The organism is Thioclava sp. ES.031, assembly GCF_002563775.1.
In the GTDB taxonomy this organism is placed as follows: domain Bacteria; phylum Pseudomonadota; class Alphaproteobacteria; order Rhodobacterales; family Rhodobacteraceae; genus Thioclava.
Map to the genome: position 1 here is coordinate 97298 of NZ_PDJO01000001.1, position 15463 is coordinate 112760.

Below are 15463 nucleotides of genomic sequence, written 5' to 3' on the forward strand. Positions count from 1 at the left end.
TATAGGCGGTTGCGGCGCGGATCAAAGCGCGGCGAGCAGATCCTCGCGCGTCAGCGTGAATCCAGAGGCGATCCAGCGTGCCTCGAGCGTCTTCAGCGTCTCTCCCAATGCCTTGCCTTCATAGCGGGGCATCAGGTCTCGCGCTTGCACCGGAAATTGCTGTTTTGCGCCGAAATAGACCCTGTTTTGCCAGCCTTCCGGCATTTCCTGCCCCATCAGCGCATGGCGCAGAAGAAGCGCATCGGCCCCGGTCTCGGCCCCGAGCCGATATCCAAGGACCGCCGCGTCATCACTGTCGGACAGCGAGGCGCGCAGGGCCTCGAGCTGCCTTGTGTCCTTCTTAGACAGGCGTAGACGCTCGGCGACGTCTTCGCCGCCAATCGCCGCCAGCCTGCGGATCGGATCGGCGGGGCGACCCTCGAGATGGACGAGCGGTCCGAGCGCGGTCGCATCCGCGCCGGGCAGCACGGCCGTGAGGACCCCGCATTGCGCCATCGCCGCCACTGCGTGCACGGGATCGGGCGCGGCCAGCAGTTTGCGCATCTCGCCGCCGAGGCGCTCGCGCGAAAGCGTCTCTATTCCGGCGATATTCTCGGCGCAGGCGGCCAACCCGTCAGGGTCGAGGTCGTGCCCGTACCATGCGGTGAACCGGAAGAAGCGCAGGATGCGCAGGTAGTCCTCGCGGATCCGCTCCTCCGCCTCGCCGACGAAGCGCACATGATGCGCCGCCAGATCCTCCAGCCCTGTGCCCAGCGGGTCGAGAACCGTGCCGTCCGAGCGGGCATAGAGCGCGTTCATCGTGAAATCGCGCCGCGCCGCGTCCTCCGCGATATCGTCGGAAAACGCGACTGTGGCATGCCGCCCATGCGTCTCCACATCGCGGCGGAAGGTGGTGACCTCATGCGGATGCCCCTCCGCGACGACCGTGACCGTGCCGTGATCGACCCCGGTCGGCACCGGCTTCAGCCCGGCCGCCTTCGCAAGTTCGATCACCCGCTCGGGGCGCGCGTCGCTGGCGATGTCGATATCGTTGACCGGCGCGCCCAAGGCGCTGTTGCGCACGCAGCCGCCCACCAGAAGCGCCTGATGCCCGCCCTCTTCGAGCATCTTCAGCACGCGTTGGGTCGGCTCTGCCTCGATCCAGTCTCCGGTCAGTTTCATTCCGCCATCCGGTCCGCCAATGAGCGCAATATACGCGCGGTGGCGCCCCAGATGTAATAGGGCCCGTAAGGCGCCACGAAATAGCTGCGCCGGGAGCCGCGCCAGCGGCGCGATTCGACGCGGAAATTCCCGGGCGTGATATGCGAGAGCGGCACGGTGAACGCCTCGGCCACCTCGCCCGCTTCGGGGATGACCTCGAAGGGCGTGTGAATGCGGGCCAGCACCGGCGTTACCAGAAAGGACGTCACGGTCTCATGCGGATCGAGCGTGCCCAGCACCTCGACATGGGCATGGGGCAGGCCGATCTCTTCCTGCGCCTCGCGCAGAGCCGCGCCGACCGGGCCTTCGTCATCTGGATCGACCTTGCCGCCGGGAAAGGCGATCTGGCCGGGGTGATGGCGCAGATGCGAGCTGCGCTTCGTCAGATGCAGGCGCGGCTCCGGCCCGAAGGTGTCGAAGGCGACGAGAACGCCCGCAGGCCGCAGCTTGCGGCCCTCGGGCAGGATCACTTCCGGGTTCAGATCGTAATCCGAAGAGGGCCGCCCCGGTCGCGCCAAGGCGTCGAGAACCGGGGCGAGAGGATCACTCATTCGTTCCCTCGTCTCCCGCTTCGCGCAGCGATCCGTCGGGGTTCTTCTGCGCCTCGAAGCCGAGCGTCAGCGGATCGAAAATGTAATGCGCGCCGCAGAACTGGCAGTCCGCGGTGACCGTGCCCTCATCGGTGGTCATATGCGCGATGTCGCGCGCCGAGTAGATCGAGAGCGACTGACGCACACGATCGGCAGAACAGGTGCAGCCGAACTCGACCCGCTGCGGATCGAAGACGCGCGGCGCTTCCTCGTGGAACAGGCGCACCAGCAACTCGGTCGGCTGCACGGTCGGACCGATTAGCTCCATATCCTCGACCGTGTCGAGCAGGATATTGGCGCGGGCCCAGTTCTCGCCTTCCTCGCCTTCGAGAATGTCGTCGGCGGTCAGCAGACCCTGATCGCCCGAGCCTTCCTGAGCGACGAAGGGCGAGGCCGGAGGCATATGCTGCAGCATCACGCCGCCCGCACGCCAGCTTTCGCCCTGTCCGGGCAGGATCGAGCGCCCGAAGGACAGCGAGAACCGCGTGGGCAGCTGTTCGGACTGCGCGAAATAGGCCTCGGCGCAGGCGCGCAGCGAGCCTTCGGACAGCGGCGTGATGCCCTGATAGGGGGTCGTGCCTTTGCCCTGGTCGATCAGGATCGCGAAATAGCCCTGCCCGATCTGTTCGAACGGGTCGGCCTTGGGATCGAGCTTCTCGTCATCGAAGCTCGCCCATGCGCGGATGCGGGCCGGCGCGCCCTCCTTCTCGGGGGCGTAGTAATCGGTGGCGATGATGCGGATCGGGCCGTTGCCGCGGATTTGCAGCGACAGTTTCCAGCGCAGTTTGACGGTCTGGCCGATCAGCGCGGTCAGAAGGGCGGCTTCGGCCACCAGCATTTCGACCGCGCGGGGGTAATCATGTTGCGACAGGACGGTGTCGAGCACGCCGTCGAGGCGGGCAACCCGGCCGCGGATGTCAGAGCGGTCGAGCTGAAACGGCAGAACTGTATCGTCCCATGCGATTTGGGATAGCTTGGACATGGTGCTCCTGAGGGGCTCAGAGGGGTTTTCGGGCAGCGCGGAGCCTGCCATACAGCCCCAATATAGGCGCGGCAACCGCAGACCCAAGGGAGAGCACATGATCGCGAGGTTTGGAGAGCGGGTGAAATCCGGTCAGCAGTATCGTTTGCGCCCCGGTGCCTACGCGATCCTGATCCGCGACGGGCGGGTGCTGCTGACCCATCAGGCGCATCCCATACCGGAGTTTCAATTGCCCGGCGGCGGGATCGATCCGGGCGAGGGGCCGATCGAGGCGCTGCATCGCGAGGTCTTCGAGGAGACCGGCTGGGCGATTACGGGGCTGCGCCGCCTCGGGGCCTATCGGCGTTTCACCTATATGCCCGAATACGAGTTCTGGGCGGAAAAGCTTTGCTCCGTCTGGCTCGCGCGCCCGGTGTTGAAGCGCGGTCTGCCGCCAGAGCCGCACCACACGGCGCATTGGGCCGATCCCGAAGAAGCGCTCGAACTGCTAGCGAATGAAGGCGAGCGCGCGTTTTTCCAACGGTTCGTCCGTCGCTGAAAAGGCGCGGGCGTTTCGTTCGCCTAAGATGTAGCTGAACTGGTGCGTTCTCCTCTCAAGTCTCTCCGCGGGGATGGTCTCTGCAGTCTGACGCACCCTCCGAACGTCGCTCGGTGCTGCCGGGGCCGTGAAATTCCAAAACGCCAGCCGAGACATCATCCCCGATCTCGCCCTCCGCGAATTCCTCGGTGGCCCAATAGAGCGCATCCAGAAGCCCGGGCCCCGGCATCTGGGAAAATTTGCGAAGCATCCGGGCCAGCCGGGTTTGATCGATCATCTCGCCGCTGCGGTCGCTGGCTTCGGTAATCCCGTCCGAGACCAGCACCAGCCGATCGCCCGGGGTCAGTTGAACCGTGAGCGTCTCGTATTCGGCGCCTTCGATCAGGCCGATAGGCAGCCCGCCCTCGCCGAAAAACTCCACCGTGCCGTTGCGCCGTTGCAGGACCGGGTAGGGGTGGCCCGCCTGAACCAACTCCGCCTTGCCGGTGCGCAGATCGACATCGGCGTAGATAAGGGTGAAATAGCTCTCGGTGCTCATCTCGCTCAGCACGAGATCGTTGAGGCGCTGCGCGAGCTCCGCCGGGCGTCGTCCGCGCAATTCGCCCTGTGCGTTGCGGTAAATCGCGAGGTTCTGGCTGGGGGTGGTGCCGGAGAAATAGCCCGCGATCCGCGCCATCATCAGGGCCGAGGTGATGCCATGCCCCGACACGTCGATGCCGTATAGGCCCACCCGGCGCTCATTGATCGGAAAGAACCCGACGAGGTCGCCGCCGACATGGCCTGCGGGCCGCAAGAGCAGCGAGACATCCGCCGCTTCGAACCGCGCGTGTCGTGTCCGCACGAGGCTTTGCTGCAGTTTCCGCGCCTCTTGCAGGTCGCGGTCGATCACCTCCTGCGCCTCGCGTAACAGGCGGTTCTTTTCGCTCAACTCCTCCTGCATGGTCAGGATGCGGGCGCCCGCGCTCAGGCGCGCCCGAAGTTCTGCGCCATTGACCGGTTTCGACAGGAAATCGTCGGCGCCGCTTTCCAATCCGCGCGTGACGTCCGTCTTCTCGGCCTTGGAGGTCAAGAGGATGAAATACCCGTAGCTTCGTCTCGGTAAGCCCCGGAAGACGTGGCAGAATTCAGGACCGCTCATCCCCGCCATCATCCAATCCGAGATCACGATATCGGGCTCGCATTGGGCGCAGATCGCGATCGCCTCTTCTGCGCTTTCTGCTTCGCTCACCTGATAGCCGGAGCGGGACAACTGCGCCGAGAGGATACGGCGCTGCATGCGGCTGTCGTCCACGACGAGAACGTGCCGCGCAGCGCCCGCCAATGGTCGTCGGCCCGCATCTGCGGGGGCCTCTTGTCTTTGCACCATCTGCATCATCCGAAACCTCTGCCCTCACGAAACCGCAAACTCCCTAAGATTCGGTGAAAACCAGCCCTGATCAGACGTTAAGAAAATCGAAAGGGTGCGACGCTACGGTCAGTCTCGGGTGGAGTCGGAACGAGTGGCCTGGAGGGCGTAATGATTGATTGGGAACGGGTGCAGGAGTTGCGCTCGGAAATTGGCGCCGATGGCTTTGCCGAAGTCGTGGACCTTTTTCTCGACGAGGTCGAGGCCGTGGTGATGGGGCTTGGCGGGCGTCCCGACCGGGTCGAAGAAGATTTGCACTTCTTGAAAGGGTCCGCCTGGAATCTCGGGTTCCGCGATTTCGGCGGAGCCTGTCAGCAGGGAGAACGAATGGCCGCGGCCGGACGCGCCGTGGAGGTCGATCTGAGCGCGATCCGCGAGACCTATAGCCTGTCCAAAACGCAGTTCATGGGGCGGCTATCGGAGTTTACTCCGGCGGCATAGCGCGAGGTGCTGAGCAGATTGAGCTGCGCCGAGCACATATTGCACGAAGTTGCACCCGTTGGGCGCGGGTGCGGTCATATTTTGGGAACTCGCGTGCCTATCGCGGGCCGTGAGCGCAGGAGTTGAGAAGGCTCCACAGTGCAAAAACGGCGAAGGACCGGTTTGTTTCGTCCGTCTGGCGGCCGCTCTATCGAAATGAAGGCCTCAGATAAGAAACTCAGCCAAGGTTTCGTCTTCGGTGATGTCGCGCCAGACGAAGCCCTCGGCGTCGAGCTTCGCGAAGAGTTCTGTGAAGTTCTCGGCGCGTTTCGTTTCGATCCCGATCAGGACCGAGCCGAAATTCCGCGCCGATTTCTTCAGATACTCGAAGCGCGCGATATCGTCGTCAGGGCCAAGCATCTGCAGGAAATCCTTCAGGGCGCCGGGGCGCTGGGGCAGGCGGAGGATGAAATACTTCTTCAAGCCGGAATAGCGCTGGGCGCGCTCGCGCACCTCTGGCAGCCGTTCGAAGTCGAAATTGCCGCCCGAAGTCACGCAGACCACGCGCTTGCCGCGGATCGTCTCGGCCAGTTCGGGCAGGATGTCGATCGACATCGCGCCGGCGGGCTCCAGCACGACGCCCTCGACGTTCAGCATCTCAAGCATCGTGATGCAGATGCGATCCTCCGGCGCGAGATGAACTTGCTCGGGCGTGACCCAACCAAGCTCCGCGAAGGGGCGCGCGCCGATCCGGGCAACCGCGGCTCCATCGACGAAACTGTTCACCTGCGAGATCGTCACGGGCTCATGCGCCTTGACCGCAGCGGTCAGGCTCGCGCCGCCCAAAGGCTCGACGAAGCGAAATTCCGTGTCGGGGGCGGTCGCGCGCAGATAACCGGTGACGCCCGCGGCCAAACCGCCGCCGCCCACGGGCAGGATCACCATATCCGGCGCGCCGCCCAACTGGTCGAGGATCTCAACCCCGACCGACGCCTGCCCCTCGATCACATCCGGATCGTCGAAAGGCGCGAGGAAATGCGCCCCGGCCTCGCGGCAAAACTCTTGCGCCGACGCCAGCGTGTCGTCGAAATAATCGCCGGTGAGAACGATCTCGACCGCATCTCCGCCGAAGGTCTTGGTCTTGTCGATCTTCTGCTGCGGCGTCGTCACCGGCATGAAGATCGTCCCCTTCACCCCGAAATGCCGACAGGCGAAGGCCACGCCCTGCGCGTGGTTCCCGGCGCTCGCGCAGACGAAATGCGCCGCCGACGGATCGCGCTCGCGCAATTTGCGCATCGCGGTAAAAGCGCCCCGGATCTTGTAGGAGCGCACCGGCGTCAGGTCCTCGCGCTTCAGCCAGACCTCGGCGTCGAAGCGTTTCGACAGATGGGCATTGAGTTGCAGCGGCGTCGGCTCGAAGAGCGCACGCAGCGCGCGGGTGGCGGCTTGGGCGGAAAGGGCGAACTCACTCATACCGCCAGATGTGACGCGCGCCGCCCGCTTTGGCAAGCTCAGACGAGGGCGCGTTGCTCGACAAAATGACCGTAGAGCGTCGTTAGGATCGACAGCAGCAGCATCACGGTGGGCACAGCGAAAAGCAGCTTGAGTGCGACCACGACCATATCATCCGCGAGATCATGTGGCGCCAGCATCGAAAGCATGCTCACCGCAAAGAAAGGGAGTACCACGAGAAATGCCAGCAGAGTGAGCAAAGCGAAGCCACGCCACTGGCCGCGAGTCGCGCGCCAACTGTCGCGGATCGTGGCGCCGCCGATCGCGGCCCCGGGCAGTGATACTCCGAGACGGAGCATGAAGGCATACACGACAATGAAGAATGCCAGCCCCACCACGGCAAGTAGAACGGTTTCAGCGGCCTGGTTCGGAATGATTTCCTGCGCCGCGAGGGCGAAAAGAAAAACAATCGCGGCTCCTAGGACCATGATTGCCATGGCACAGAGCGTGATCACTATTCCACGCCAGAAATAGCTCACGTCGCGGCGCAGATGAATCCGCGGCAGCCAGCCGACGCGCTCGCCGAGAAGGATGAACCTGTGCCAGTTCACTGCCGCGATGATCATCGGGATCGGCAGGATGAACGTGTTGAAAACCAAAATGAACAGTGATTCTTCGAGACTCTGGTGTTGCGATGCTCCGGCCTGCATCACGCTCTCGATAAGCCATTGCTGCCCGATGATCATGATCAAGAGAAGAAGCGCCGAGATCCGAAGGGTCTGCCCCCAATTTCCAAAGACCTGCCGGAACGAGTGTCCGAAAACCCCCAATACATTCATCACTTTGCCCCCAAAGAATGTCATTTAATAATTCACCGTTGGGGTTAGATCTCACCGCAGTCAAAGCACGTTCTGCGCGCCTTCGGTGAATTCTCCGTGTGATAGGGGCGAAAAAGAGCAAGTCCGCGCCGAAGGGGCGGCGCATTGAGCGAAACTCTGCGCATTTTGCAAAGTCTGCCGTTTTTCTGCCCACTTTCGGGGCTAATCGTGGTGAAACCGTGTCGCGAGCATTAAAAGAGGAGGGCCGAATGAGCCTGAGAAAAACTTCGATCGTCGCCCTTGTCGCGGCAAGCTTCGTCGTCGCCCCGGTGGCGACCAGCCATTTCACCGGCGCGGATGCCGCGTTTGCCAAGAACGGCAACGGCGGCGGCAATGGCGGTGGAAACGGTGGTGGCAACGGCGGCGGTAATGGCGGTGGCCATGGCGGCGGCAACGCGGGCGGCAAGTCCGGCGCGGCAGGCAAATCCGCATCGGCCGGGCGTCCGACGAGCCCGGGCAATTCCGGCAAAGCGGCAACCCATGGCGGCGGCCCTGCGAAATTCCTCGACAATCTCTTCTCCGGCAAGCTGCAGAAGAAGCAGCACACGAACCGTGCCACTGTGAAAACGGCGTCGCGCGGGACCACCGCGACCAAGACGCGCTCGACCACTCCGACCGAATTCGCGGTGAACGAGTCGCCGCGTCCGAACGGCAAACCGAGCGTGAGCGAGGGTGAGCTGCGCAATCACGGCGCCTTGGCTTCCGAGCTGAAGGGCCTGAACGCGGCCCATGCCAGCGCGACCGCGCTCGCCAACGCTTCGCCGAACAGCCAGGTGGGCCGGATTGCGACCTATCGCGACACGGTGCTGGCTGCGGCTGAGGCCCAGCAGAACCTGACGGACGCGCAGGACGCTGTCGCGGCGCTGGAAGCGCAGGATGTCCGCAGCGTGGACGCGATCCAAGCCGATATCGACGCGCTCGATCCCGAAGCCGAGGGCTATGACGAAGCGGTCACGACGCTGGAGGACGAGAAGGCCGCAGCGACGACCTATGAGGCCGATCTGGCCGCTGCCCAGCAGGCGGTCACCGATATGGAAGCCGAGATCGCCAATGCCGCGACGGAAGAAAACGACGCGCTTCTCGCCGCATCGAACGGGCGTGAGCTTTCGCCCGAGGCGCTCGCTTATCTGCACGAGCTGCTCGATCTGCCCCCGCCGGAAACCGCGACCGCAGAGGCACCTGCGGAGGGCGATGTGGCGAGCGGTGACGGAACGACCGGCGACGGGACGACCGTCGATGGCGATCTCGCCTCGACCGGGGACACCACGACCGATCCGCTCGTGGACCCGTCCACCGAGAGCTGATCTCGCGCAGAGCGCTTTCGAAAGGGCCGTCCTTCGGGGCGGCCCTTGTTCATTGGAAAAAAAGCTTCTATTCCGTCGCGGAACAAGAAAACCGGGAGATGCCGCATGTCCGCGCCCAAGAAAGTCGTGCTTGCCTATTCGGGCGGCCTCGATACCTCGATCATCCTGAAATGGCTGCAGACCGAATACGGCTGCGAGGTCATCACCTACACCGCCGATCTCGGTCAGGGTGAAGAGCTGGAACCGGCGCGCCGCAAGGCCGAGATGCTCGGCATCAAGCCGGAGAATATCCACATTCTCGACGCGCGCGAGGAATTCGTCCGCGATTTCGTCTTCCCGATGTTCCGCGCCAATGCGGTCTATGAGGGGCTGTATCTGCTGGGCACGTCGATCGCGCGCCCGCTGATCTCCAAGCATCTCGTCGAGATCGCGCATCAGCACGGCGCCGATGCGGTGGCGCATGGCGCGACCGGCAAGGGCAACGATCAGGTCCGCTTCGAGCTGTCCGCCTATGCGCTCGACCCGTCGATCAAGGTGATCGCGCCGTGGCGCGAATGGGACCTGTCCTCGCGCACCAAACTTCTGGAATTCGCCGAGGCGAACCAGATCCCGATCGCCAAGGACAAGCGCGGCGAAGCGCCGTTCTCGGTCGATGCGAACCTTCTGCACACTTCGTCCGAGGGCAAGGTGCTGGAAGATCCGGCCGACATGGCGCCCGATTACGTCTATCAGCGCACCGACGATCCGATCACGCAGGCCCCGAACGAGCCCGAATATATCGAGATCGGGTTCGAGAAGGGCGACGCCGTGTCGATCAACGGCGAGGCGATGAGCCCGGCGACGATCCTCACCAAGCTCAACGAATACGGCAAGACCCACGGCATCGGTCGTCTCGATTTCGTCGAAAACCGTTTCGTCGGCATGAAGTCGCGCGGCGTCTACGAGACCCCCGGCGGCACGATCCTGCTGGAAGCGCACCGTGGCATCGAGCAGATTACGCTCGATAGCGGCGCGGGCCACCTGAAGGATTCGATCATGCCGCGCTATGCCGAGCTGATCTATAACGGCTTCTGGTTCAGCCCTGAGCGCGAGGCGCTGCAGGCGCTGATCGACAAGACGCAGGAATATGTCACCGGCACGGTGAAGCTGATGCTCTTCAAGGGCGCGGCCCGCACCGTGGCGCGCTGGTCGGATTACTCGCTCTATTCCGAGGCCCATGTGACCTTCGAGGAAGACGCAGGTGCCTACGATCAGAAAGACGCGGCGGGCTTCATCCAGCTCAACGCGCTGCGCCTGAAACTGATCGCAACCCGCAACGCGCGAGTGAAGAAATGAGCTTTTCGCAGCCCAAGGCCGCCATCGTCACCGTCTCCGACCGCGCGTCGCGGGGCGAATACGAGGACAAGGGCGGTCCGGGCTGCGAAGACTACCTGCGCGGCGTGGTCACCTCGCCGCTGGAGATCGAGCGTCACATCATCCCCGATGGGCGCGAGTCGGTCGCGGCGAAACTCCGCGAACTGGTCGCGGCCGAAGCCGATCTGATTCTGATCACCGGCGGCACCGGCCCCGCGCCGCGCGACGAGACGCCCGAGGGCTGCTTCGACGTGATCGAGAAGGAACTGGCGGGCTTCGGCGAAGAAATGCGCCGCGCGTCGCTTCTCGAAGTGCCGACCGCCATCCTGTCGCGCCAGTCGGCGGGCATCGCGGGCAAATCGCTGATCATCATGGTGCCGGGCAAGCCCTCGGCCATCGCGACCTGTCTCGATGCGGTCTTCGCCGCCGTGCCCTATTGCCTCGACCTGATCGGCGCGGGCTATATCGAGACCGATCCGGCTCGGATCGAAGCCTTCCGTCCGAAGAAAAAGTAAGAGGGGGCGCTGCCCCCGTCGCCGTATGGCGACAATCAACGGTCGAGAAGGGGGCGCTGCCCCCGTCTCTTTCAGAGACTCCCCCGGGATATTTGACCCAAGGCGAAAATCGCCTCTCTTCGTATTGGCGGAAATATCCCGGGGTGAATTCGCGCAAGCGAAGAGGGGCAGCGCCCCTTACCGCTTCACCGCTGCGATGGCGTAATTCACCGAAAGATCGCGCGCCGAGAGCGACCAGGTCCAGCTCAGCGGATTGAACACCATGCCGCGGCGGTCGACCGGGTCGAGGCCGGCGTTGCGCGACAACTCGTAGAGCTCGTCGGGCGTGACGAATTTCGACCATTCATGCGTGCCCACTGGGAGCCAGCGCATCACCCGTTCGGCGCCGATGATCGCGACCATGTAGCTTTTCGGATTGCGGTTCAGCGTCGAGCAGATCATCAGCCCGCCCGGTTTCATCAGGCTCTGGATCGTGTTCACGAAGCCCTGCGGGTCGGCGACATGTTCGATGATCTCCAGCGCGAGGACGACGTCGAACTGCTCGCCGTTCGTGGCCAGATCTTCCGCCGCGCAATGGCGGTAATCGATCTCGAGCCCCGACTGTTCGGCATGCAGCCGCGCCACGGGGATATTCCCTTCCGCCGCATCCGCGCCCACGACCTCGGCGCCAAGCCGCGCCATCGGTTCGGACAGAAGCCCGCCGCCGCAGCCGATATCCAGCAGGCGCAGCCCCTCGAACGGGCGCGGCGCTTTCAGGTCGCGGCCGAACTGCGTGGCGATCTGCTTGGTGATGTAATCGAGCCGGCAGGGGTTGAGCATGTGCAGCGGTTTGAACTTGCCGTTCGGGTCCCACCATTCGGCGGCCATCGCCTCGAATTTGGCGACTTCGGACGGGTCGATGCTGTTTGCCGGATCTGCCATTGCTCTCCTCGCATTGATTTTAGGGCAGCCCATGGCGGGCGCGCCTTTTGCTCTATATAGTCCAGACATGGACAGAACTGCAGGGCAAAAGCGCGCATCGGGCGCCCATCTTTATCCGCCGATCGAGCCTTTCGATCAGCGCCGGATCGACGTGGGCGATGGCCATATCCTTTACGTCGAGCAATCGGGTCACCCCGAGGGGCAGCCGGTCGTGGTCTGCCATGGCGGGCCGGGGGGCGGCTGTTCGCCCACGATGCGGCGATTCTTCGATCCGCAGCATTATCGGGTCATCCTGTTCGATCAGCGCGGCTGCGGTCTGTCGCGCCCGCATGCCAGCGTCGCGGATAATACGACCTGGCATCTGATCGCGGATATGGAGCAGATCCGCCGGACGCTCGGCATCGACAGCTGGATGGTGTTCGGGGGGAGCTGGGGGGCGACGCTGGCGCTGCTTTACGCGCAGGCGCATCCCGACAGGGCGACGAATCTGATTCTGCGCGGCGTCTTCCTTGCGACGCAGGCCGAGCTCAACTGGTTCTATGGCGGCGGCGCGGGGAATTTCTATCCCGACCTCTGGGCGAATTTCCGGCGTCCGATTCCGGAAGACGAGCAGCACGATCTGATCGGGGCCTATCACAAGCGGCTGTTCTCGGGCGACTACATGGCCGAGGCGCGCTATGCGCGGCACTGGGCGATGTGGGAAAACGCGCTGGCCTCGGTGCGCTATGACGGGCCGCCCGGCGAAGCCTCGCCCGATTACGCCCGCGCCTTCGCCCGGCTCGAGAACCACTATTTCCAGAACGCGGCCTTCCTCGAAGAGGACGAACAGATCCTGCGCGACCGTCACAAGATCGAGCATATCCCGACGACCATCGTGCAGGGGCGGCTCGATATGATCTGCCCGCCGACCTCGGCCTATCGGCTGGCGCAGGGCTGGGCGATGGCGAAGCTGCAGCTGGTGCCGATGGCGGGGCATGCGCTTTCCGAGCCGGGGATCACCGCCGGGCTTGTCCGCGCGATGGATGAGCTTAGATCCTGATCTAGCGAAAGATTTCGATCGAGGCCGCCATGACGCTTACCTATTTCCTGCTGTTTCTCGTGGCCTCCGCGGCCGCCGCTGCGACGGGCATCATCTTCAAGCCGGGCGAATGGTATGTCGGGTTGAAGAAGCCCGGCTTCACGCCGCCCAACTGGGTCTTCCCGGTCGCCTGGACCTATCTCTACGTCTCGGTCGCCTATGCTGCGGCACGCATCGCCCCCGAGGCGGGCAGCCAGATCGCGCTCGCCCTCTTCGCGGTGCAGATCGCGCTGAACACGCTCTGGACGCCGGTCTTCTTCGGGGCGCATCGGCTGTGGCTCGGGCTCCTTGTCCTGATCTGTCTGTGGGTCGCCGTCGCGGCGATGATGCTGGCCTTCCTGCGGCTCGATATGCTGGCCGGATTGCTGGTCTTCCCCTATCTCGTTTGGCTGACATTGGCGGGCGCGCTGAACTTCCGCGTCTGGCGCGACAACCCCGGAGCGGGTGCGCGCGGCTGATTCCCCTTGCGGAATCTGCAATACAGGACTATATCGCCATCAACAGCGGCGCGCCGGGGTCCAAACCTGACGCCCACCGGAAACGTGTGACGGGCCGCAACGGCCCGTTTTTTGTTTTTGTAGGATCGGAAAGAGAGACATGACCGACCTGATCGCCAAGACCGCCATCGACCGGCGTCTGGCCGAGATCGTGGCCCCCGTGATCGAGGGGCTGGGCTTCGAGCTCGTGCGGCTGCGGCTGCAGGGCGGCAAGACGGCCACGCTTCAGATCATGGCAGACCGTCCCGATGGCGGTATCGTCGTGGACGATTGCGCCGCGATCTCGACCGCCGTGTCCGCGGCTCTCGATGTGGAAGACCCGATCGAGGACAAGTATACGCTGGAAGTGTCGTCGCCCGGCATCGACCGTCCGCTGACACGCTTCAAGGATTTCGACATCTGGGAAGGCTACGAGGCGAAGATCGAGACTTCCGAGCAGATCGACGGGCGCAAGCGCTTCAAGGGTATCCTGCGCGGCACCGAAGGGTCGGAAGTCCTGATCGAGCTGGACGAGAACGGCGAAGACGTCGTGATCGGCCTCCAGTTCGACTGGCTCGCGGATGCGAAGCTGGTGCTGACCGATGAGCTGATCGACGAGATGCTGCGCCAGAAGAAGGCGACCGAAAGCGTCGACGAAGCTGAATTTGACGAGATTGACGATTCCCCCGAGGAGGAGAACTGAGATGGCCATCACGGCAGCCAACCAGCTTGAGCTTCTGCAGACCGCCGAGGCGGTGGCGCGCGAAAAGATGATCGACCCTGATCTGGTGATCCAGGCGATGGAAGAGAGCCTCGCGCGCGCAGCGAAGTCGCGTTACGGCGCGGAGATGGACATCCGTGTCTCGATCGATCGCAAGACCGGCAAGGCGACCTTCACCCGTGTGCGTACCGTCGTCGAAGACGAAGAGCTGGAGAACTATCAGGCCGAGCTGACCGTTGAGCAGGCGAAGCAGTATCTCGAAAACCCCTCGGTCGGCGATCAGATCGTCGACGAGGTGCCGCCGGTCGATCTGGGCCGTATCGCCGCGCAATCGGCCAAGCAGGTCATCCTGCAGAAGGTCCGCGAAGCCGAGCGTGATCGCCAGTACGAAGAGTTCAAGGACCGCGTCGGCACGATCATCAACGGCACCGTCAAGCGCGAGGAATACGGCAACATCATCGTCGATGTGGGCCGTGGCGAAGCGATCCTGCGCCGCAACGAAAAGATCGGCCGCGAGAGCTATCGCCCGAATGACCGCATCCGTGCCTATGTGAAAGACGTGCGCCGCGAGACCCGTGGCCCGCAGATCTTCCTCAGCCGCACCGCGCCGGAATTCATGGCCGAACTGTTCAAGATGGAAGTGCCGGAAATCTACGACGGCATCATCGAGATCAAGGCCGTGGCCCGCGATCCCGGTTCGCGCGCGAAGATCGGCGTCATCTCCTATGACAACTCGATCGACCCGGTCGGTGCCTGTGTCGGTATGCGCGGTTCGCGCGTGCAGGCTGTCGTCGGCGAGCTTCAGGGCGAGAAGATCGACATCATCCCGTGGAACGAAGATCAGGCGACCTTCCTCGTGAACGCGCTGCAGCCGGCCGAAGTGTCGAAAGTGGTGATCGACGAGGAAGCGCAGAAGATCGAAGTCGTGGTCCCGGACGAGCAACTGTCGCTCGCCATCGGCCGTCGCGGTCAGAACGTGCGTCTGGCCTCGCAGCTGACCGGTCTCGACATCGACATCCTGACCGAAGCCGAGGAATCGGCACGCCGTCAGGCCGAGTTCGCCGAGCGCACCAAGCTGTTCGTCGACGCGCTGGACCTCGACGAGTTCTTCGCGCAGCTCCTCGTGGCGGAGGGCTTCACCTCGCTCGAGGAAGTGGCCTATGTCGAGATGGACGAACTGCTGTCGATCGAAGGCGTGGACGAGGACACCGCAGGCGAACTGCAGGCCCGTGCCCGCGACGTGATCGAAGAGCAGAACCGCAAGGCGCTGGAAGCGGCGAAGGAAATGGGCGTCGAGCAGTCGCTGTTCGACTTCGAAGGCCTGACCCCGCAGATGATCGAGGCGCTCGCGAAAGACGACGTCAAGACGCTGGAAGATTTCGCGACCTGCGCCGACTGGGAGCTGGCCGGTGGCTGGACCACGGTCGACGGTCAGCGCGTGAAGGATGACGGTCTGCTCGAGAAATTCGACGTGAGCCTTGAAGAGGCGCAGAACCTGATCATGACCGCGCGTATTCAGCTGGGCTGGGTCGACCCGTCCGAGCTGGAAAGCGACGCGGAAGACGAAGGCGAAGAGGAAACCGAGGAGGAGGCCGAGGCGTAAGCCTCGGTCCCGACCGGAGAGGAGCTT

Annotated in this window: 16 protein-coding genes; 9 read left to right on the forward strand and 7 right to left on the reverse strand. The window is 63.8% G+C overall.

The features are described 5' to 3' along the window. Positions 1–21 precede the first annotated feature (21 nt). The 3 genes from AXZ77_RS00510 to AXZ77_RS00520 are packed head-to-tail and all read right to left on the reverse strand — an operon-like array spanning position 22 to position 2772. Complete coding sequence (locus AXZ77_RS00510) at positions 22–1161, reverse strand: CCA tRNA nucleotidyltransferase (RefSeq protein ID WP_098409619.1); 1140 nt, start codon at positions 1159–1161, stop codon at positions 22–24. Then, positions 1158–1751: a CoA pyrophosphatase gene (locus tag AXZ77_RS00515; protein WP_078550944.1), complete on the reverse strand. Its 594-nt coding sequence runs from the start codon at positions 1749–1751 to the stop codon at positions 1158–1160. The genes AXZ77_RS00510 and AXZ77_RS00515 overlap by 4 nt, the downstream gene beginning before the upstream one ends. Continuing rightward, on the reverse strand, positions 1744–2772 hold the full coding sequence (locus AXZ77_RS00520) for an Hsp33 family molecular chaperone HslO (RefSeq protein WP_098409620.1): 1029 nt from the start codon (positions 2770–2772) through the stop codon (positions 1744–1746). Before AXZ77_RS00520 ends, AXZ77_RS00515 begins: the two co-directional genes overlap by 8 nt. A 97-nt stretch (positions 2773–2869) precedes the next feature. Between AXZ77_RS00520 and AXZ77_RS00525 the strand changes: the two genes are divergently transcribed. After that, complete coding sequence (locus tag AXZ77_RS00525; RefSeq protein WP_078550942.1) at positions 2870–3310, forward strand: NUDIX domain-containing protein; 441 nt, start codon at positions 2870–2872, stop codon at positions 3308–3310. A 55-nt stretch (positions 3311–3365) separates the two neighbouring features. On the opposite strand, the gene AXZ77_RS00530 is transcribed toward AXZ77_RS00525, so the two are convergent. Continuing rightward, complete coding sequence (locus tag AXZ77_RS00530; protein ID WP_369679762.1) at positions 3366–4685, reverse strand: PP2C family protein-serine/threonine phosphatase; 1320 nt, start codon at positions 4683–4685, stop codon at positions 3366–3368. 141 nt (positions 4686–4826) lie between these two features. Here AXZ77_RS00530 and AXZ77_RS00535 point away from each other — a divergent pair, with 141 nt between their 5' ends. After that, on the forward strand, positions 4827–5156 hold the full coding sequence (locus tag AXZ77_RS00535; protein ID WP_078541587.1) for a histidine kinase: 330 nt from the start codon (positions 4827–4829) through the stop codon (positions 5154–5156). Positions 5157–5360: 204 nt separating this feature from the next. Here AXZ77_RS00535 and ilvA read toward each other — a convergent pair whose 3' ends face one another. Together ilvA and AXZ77_RS00545 are read right to left on the reverse strand one after the other, a co-directional pair. After that, on the reverse strand, positions 5361–6608 hold the full coding sequence (gene ilvA, locus AXZ77_RS00540; protein ID WP_098409621.1) for a threonine ammonia-lyase IlvA: 1248 nt from the start codon (positions 6606–6608) through the stop codon (positions 5361–5363). Between the two features lie 38 nt (positions 6609–6646). Continuing rightward, positions 6647–7450: a hypothetical protein gene (locus AXZ77_RS00545; protein ID WP_098409622.1), complete on the reverse strand. Its 804-nt coding sequence runs from the start codon at positions 7448–7450 to the stop codon at positions 6647–6649. Between the two features lie 224 nt (positions 7451–7674). Between AXZ77_RS00545 and AXZ77_RS19215 the strand changes: the two genes are divergently transcribed. The 3 genes from AXZ77_RS19215 (at position 7675) to mog (ending at position 10637) form a co-directional block, all read left to right on the forward strand. Continuing rightward, the gene (locus AXZ77_RS19215) at positions 7675–8769 is read left to right on the forward strand and encodes a hypothetical protein (protein ID WP_141536197.1); all 1095 of its coding nucleotides are present in this window, start codon (positions 7675–7677) and stop codon (positions 8767–8769) included. 105 nt (positions 8770–8874) lie between these two features. Next, on the forward strand, positions 8875–10104 hold the full coding sequence (locus tag AXZ77_RS00555; RefSeq protein WP_098409623.1) for an argininosuccinate synthase: 1230 nt from the start codon (positions 8875–8877) through the stop codon (positions 10102–10104). Further along, the gene (gene mog, locus AXZ77_RS00560) at positions 10101–10637 is read left to right on the forward strand and encodes a molybdopterin adenylyltransferase (protein ID WP_098409624.1); all 537 of its coding nucleotides are present in this window, start codon (positions 10101–10103) and stop codon (positions 10635–10637) included. Before AXZ77_RS00555 ends, mog begins: the two co-directional genes overlap by 4 nt. Positions 10638–10814: 177 nt before the next feature. Here the strand turns inward: mog and ubiG are convergent, their stop codons facing one another. Beyond that, positions 10815–11558: a bifunctional 2-polyprenyl-6-hydroxyphenol methylase/3-demethylubiquinol 3-O-methyltransferase UbiG gene (ubiG, locus tag AXZ77_RS00565; RefSeq protein ID WP_098409625.1), complete on the reverse strand. Its 744-nt coding sequence runs from the start codon at positions 11556–11558 to the stop codon at positions 10815–10817. A gap of 67 nt (positions 11559–11625) precedes the next feature. On the opposite strand from ubiG, the gene pip reads away from it, so the two are divergent. From pip to nusA, 4 genes are all read left to right on the forward strand, one after another. Then, positions 11626–12597 (forward strand): prolyl aminopeptidase, encoded by a 972-nt coding sequence (gene pip, locus AXZ77_RS00570; protein WP_098409626.1) that lies wholly within the window; start codon positions 11626–11628, stop codon positions 12595–12597. A gap of 29 nt (positions 12598–12626) precedes the next feature. Then, positions 12627–13094 (forward strand): TspO/MBR family protein, encoded by a 468-nt coding sequence (locus tag AXZ77_RS00575; protein WP_098409627.1) that lies wholly within the window; start codon positions 12627–12629, stop codon positions 13092–13094. Positions 13095–13233: 139 nt separating this feature from the next. Further along, positions 13234–13815, forward strand: a complete 582-nt coding sequence (gene rimP / locus AXZ77_RS00580; RefSeq protein ID WP_098409628.1) for a ribosome maturation factor RimP — start codon at positions 13234–13236, stop codon at positions 13813–13815. Position 13816: 1 nt separating this feature from the next. After that, positions 13817–15436: a transcription termination factor NusA gene (nusA, locus tag AXZ77_RS00585; protein WP_098409629.1), complete on the forward strand. Its 1620-nt coding sequence runs from the start codon at positions 13817–13819 to the stop codon at positions 15434–15436. The last annotated feature ends 27 nt before the right edge of the window (positions 15437–15463 follow it).

Excerpts from the sequence above, each read along its gene's own strand:
- AXZ77_RS00515 (WP_078550944.1), bottom strand. The coding sequence starts at position 1,751 with ATGAGTGATCCTCTCGCCCCGGTTCTCGACGCCTTGGCGCGACCGGGG.
- AXZ77_RS00530 (WP_369679762.1), bottom strand. The coding sequence starts at position 4,685 with ATGATGCAGATGGTGCAAAGACAAGAGGCCCCCGCAGATGCGGGCCGA.
- mog (WP_098409624.1), top strand. The coding sequence starts at position 10,101 with ATGAGCTTTTCGCAGCCCAAGGCCGCCATCGTCACCGTCTCCGACCGC.
- AXZ77_RS00520 (WP_098409620.1), bottom strand. The coding sequence starts at position 2,772 with ATGTCCAAGCTATCCCAAATCGCATGGGACGATACAGTTCTGCCGTTT.
- ilvA (WP_098409621.1), bottom strand. The coding sequence starts at position 6,608 with ATGAGTGAGTTCGCCCTTTCCGCCCAAGCCGCCACCCGCGCGCTGCGT.
- AXZ77_RS00525 (WP_078550942.1), top strand. The coding sequence starts at position 2,870 with ATGATCGCGAGGTTTGGAGAGCGGGTGAAATCCGGTCAGCAGTATCGT.
- pip (WP_098409626.1), top strand. The coding sequence starts at position 11,626 with ATGGACAGAACTGCAGGGCAAAAGCGCGCATCGGGCGCCCATCTTTAT.
- ubiG (WP_098409625.1), bottom strand. The coding sequence starts at position 11,558 with ATGGCAGATCCGGCAAACAGCATCGACCCGTCCGAAGTCGCCAAATTC.
- AXZ77_RS19215 (WP_141536197.1), top strand. The coding sequence starts at position 7,675 with ATGAGCCTGAGAAAAACTTCGATCGTCGCCCTTGTCGCGGCAAGCTTC.
- AXZ77_RS00535 (WP_078541587.1), top strand. The coding sequence starts at position 4,827 with ATGATTGATTGGGAACGGGTGCAGGAGTTGCGCTCGGAAATTGGCGCC.
- AXZ77_RS00545 (WP_098409622.1), bottom strand. The coding sequence starts at position 7,450 with ATGACATTCTTTGGGGGCAAAGTGATGAATGTATTGGGGGTTTTCGGA.
- AXZ77_RS00575 (WP_098409627.1), top strand. The coding sequence starts at position 12,627 with ATGACGCTTACCTATTTCCTGCTGTTTCTCGTGGCCTCCGCGGCCGCC.
- AXZ77_RS00555 (WP_098409623.1), top strand. The coding sequence starts at position 8,875 with ATGTCCGCGCCCAAGAAAGTCGTGCTTGCCTATTCGGGCGGCCTCGAT.
- nusA (WP_098409629.1), top strand. The coding sequence starts at position 13,817 with ATGGCCATCACGGCAGCCAACCAGCTTGAGCTTCTGCAGACCGCCGAG.
- AXZ77_RS00510 (WP_098409619.1), bottom strand. The coding sequence starts at position 1,161 with ATGAAACTGACCGGAGACTGGATCGAGGCAGAGCCGACCCAACGCGTG.
- rimP (WP_098409628.1), top strand. The coding sequence starts at position 13,234 with ATGACCGACCTGATCGCCAAGACCGCCATCGACCGGCGTCTGGCCGAG.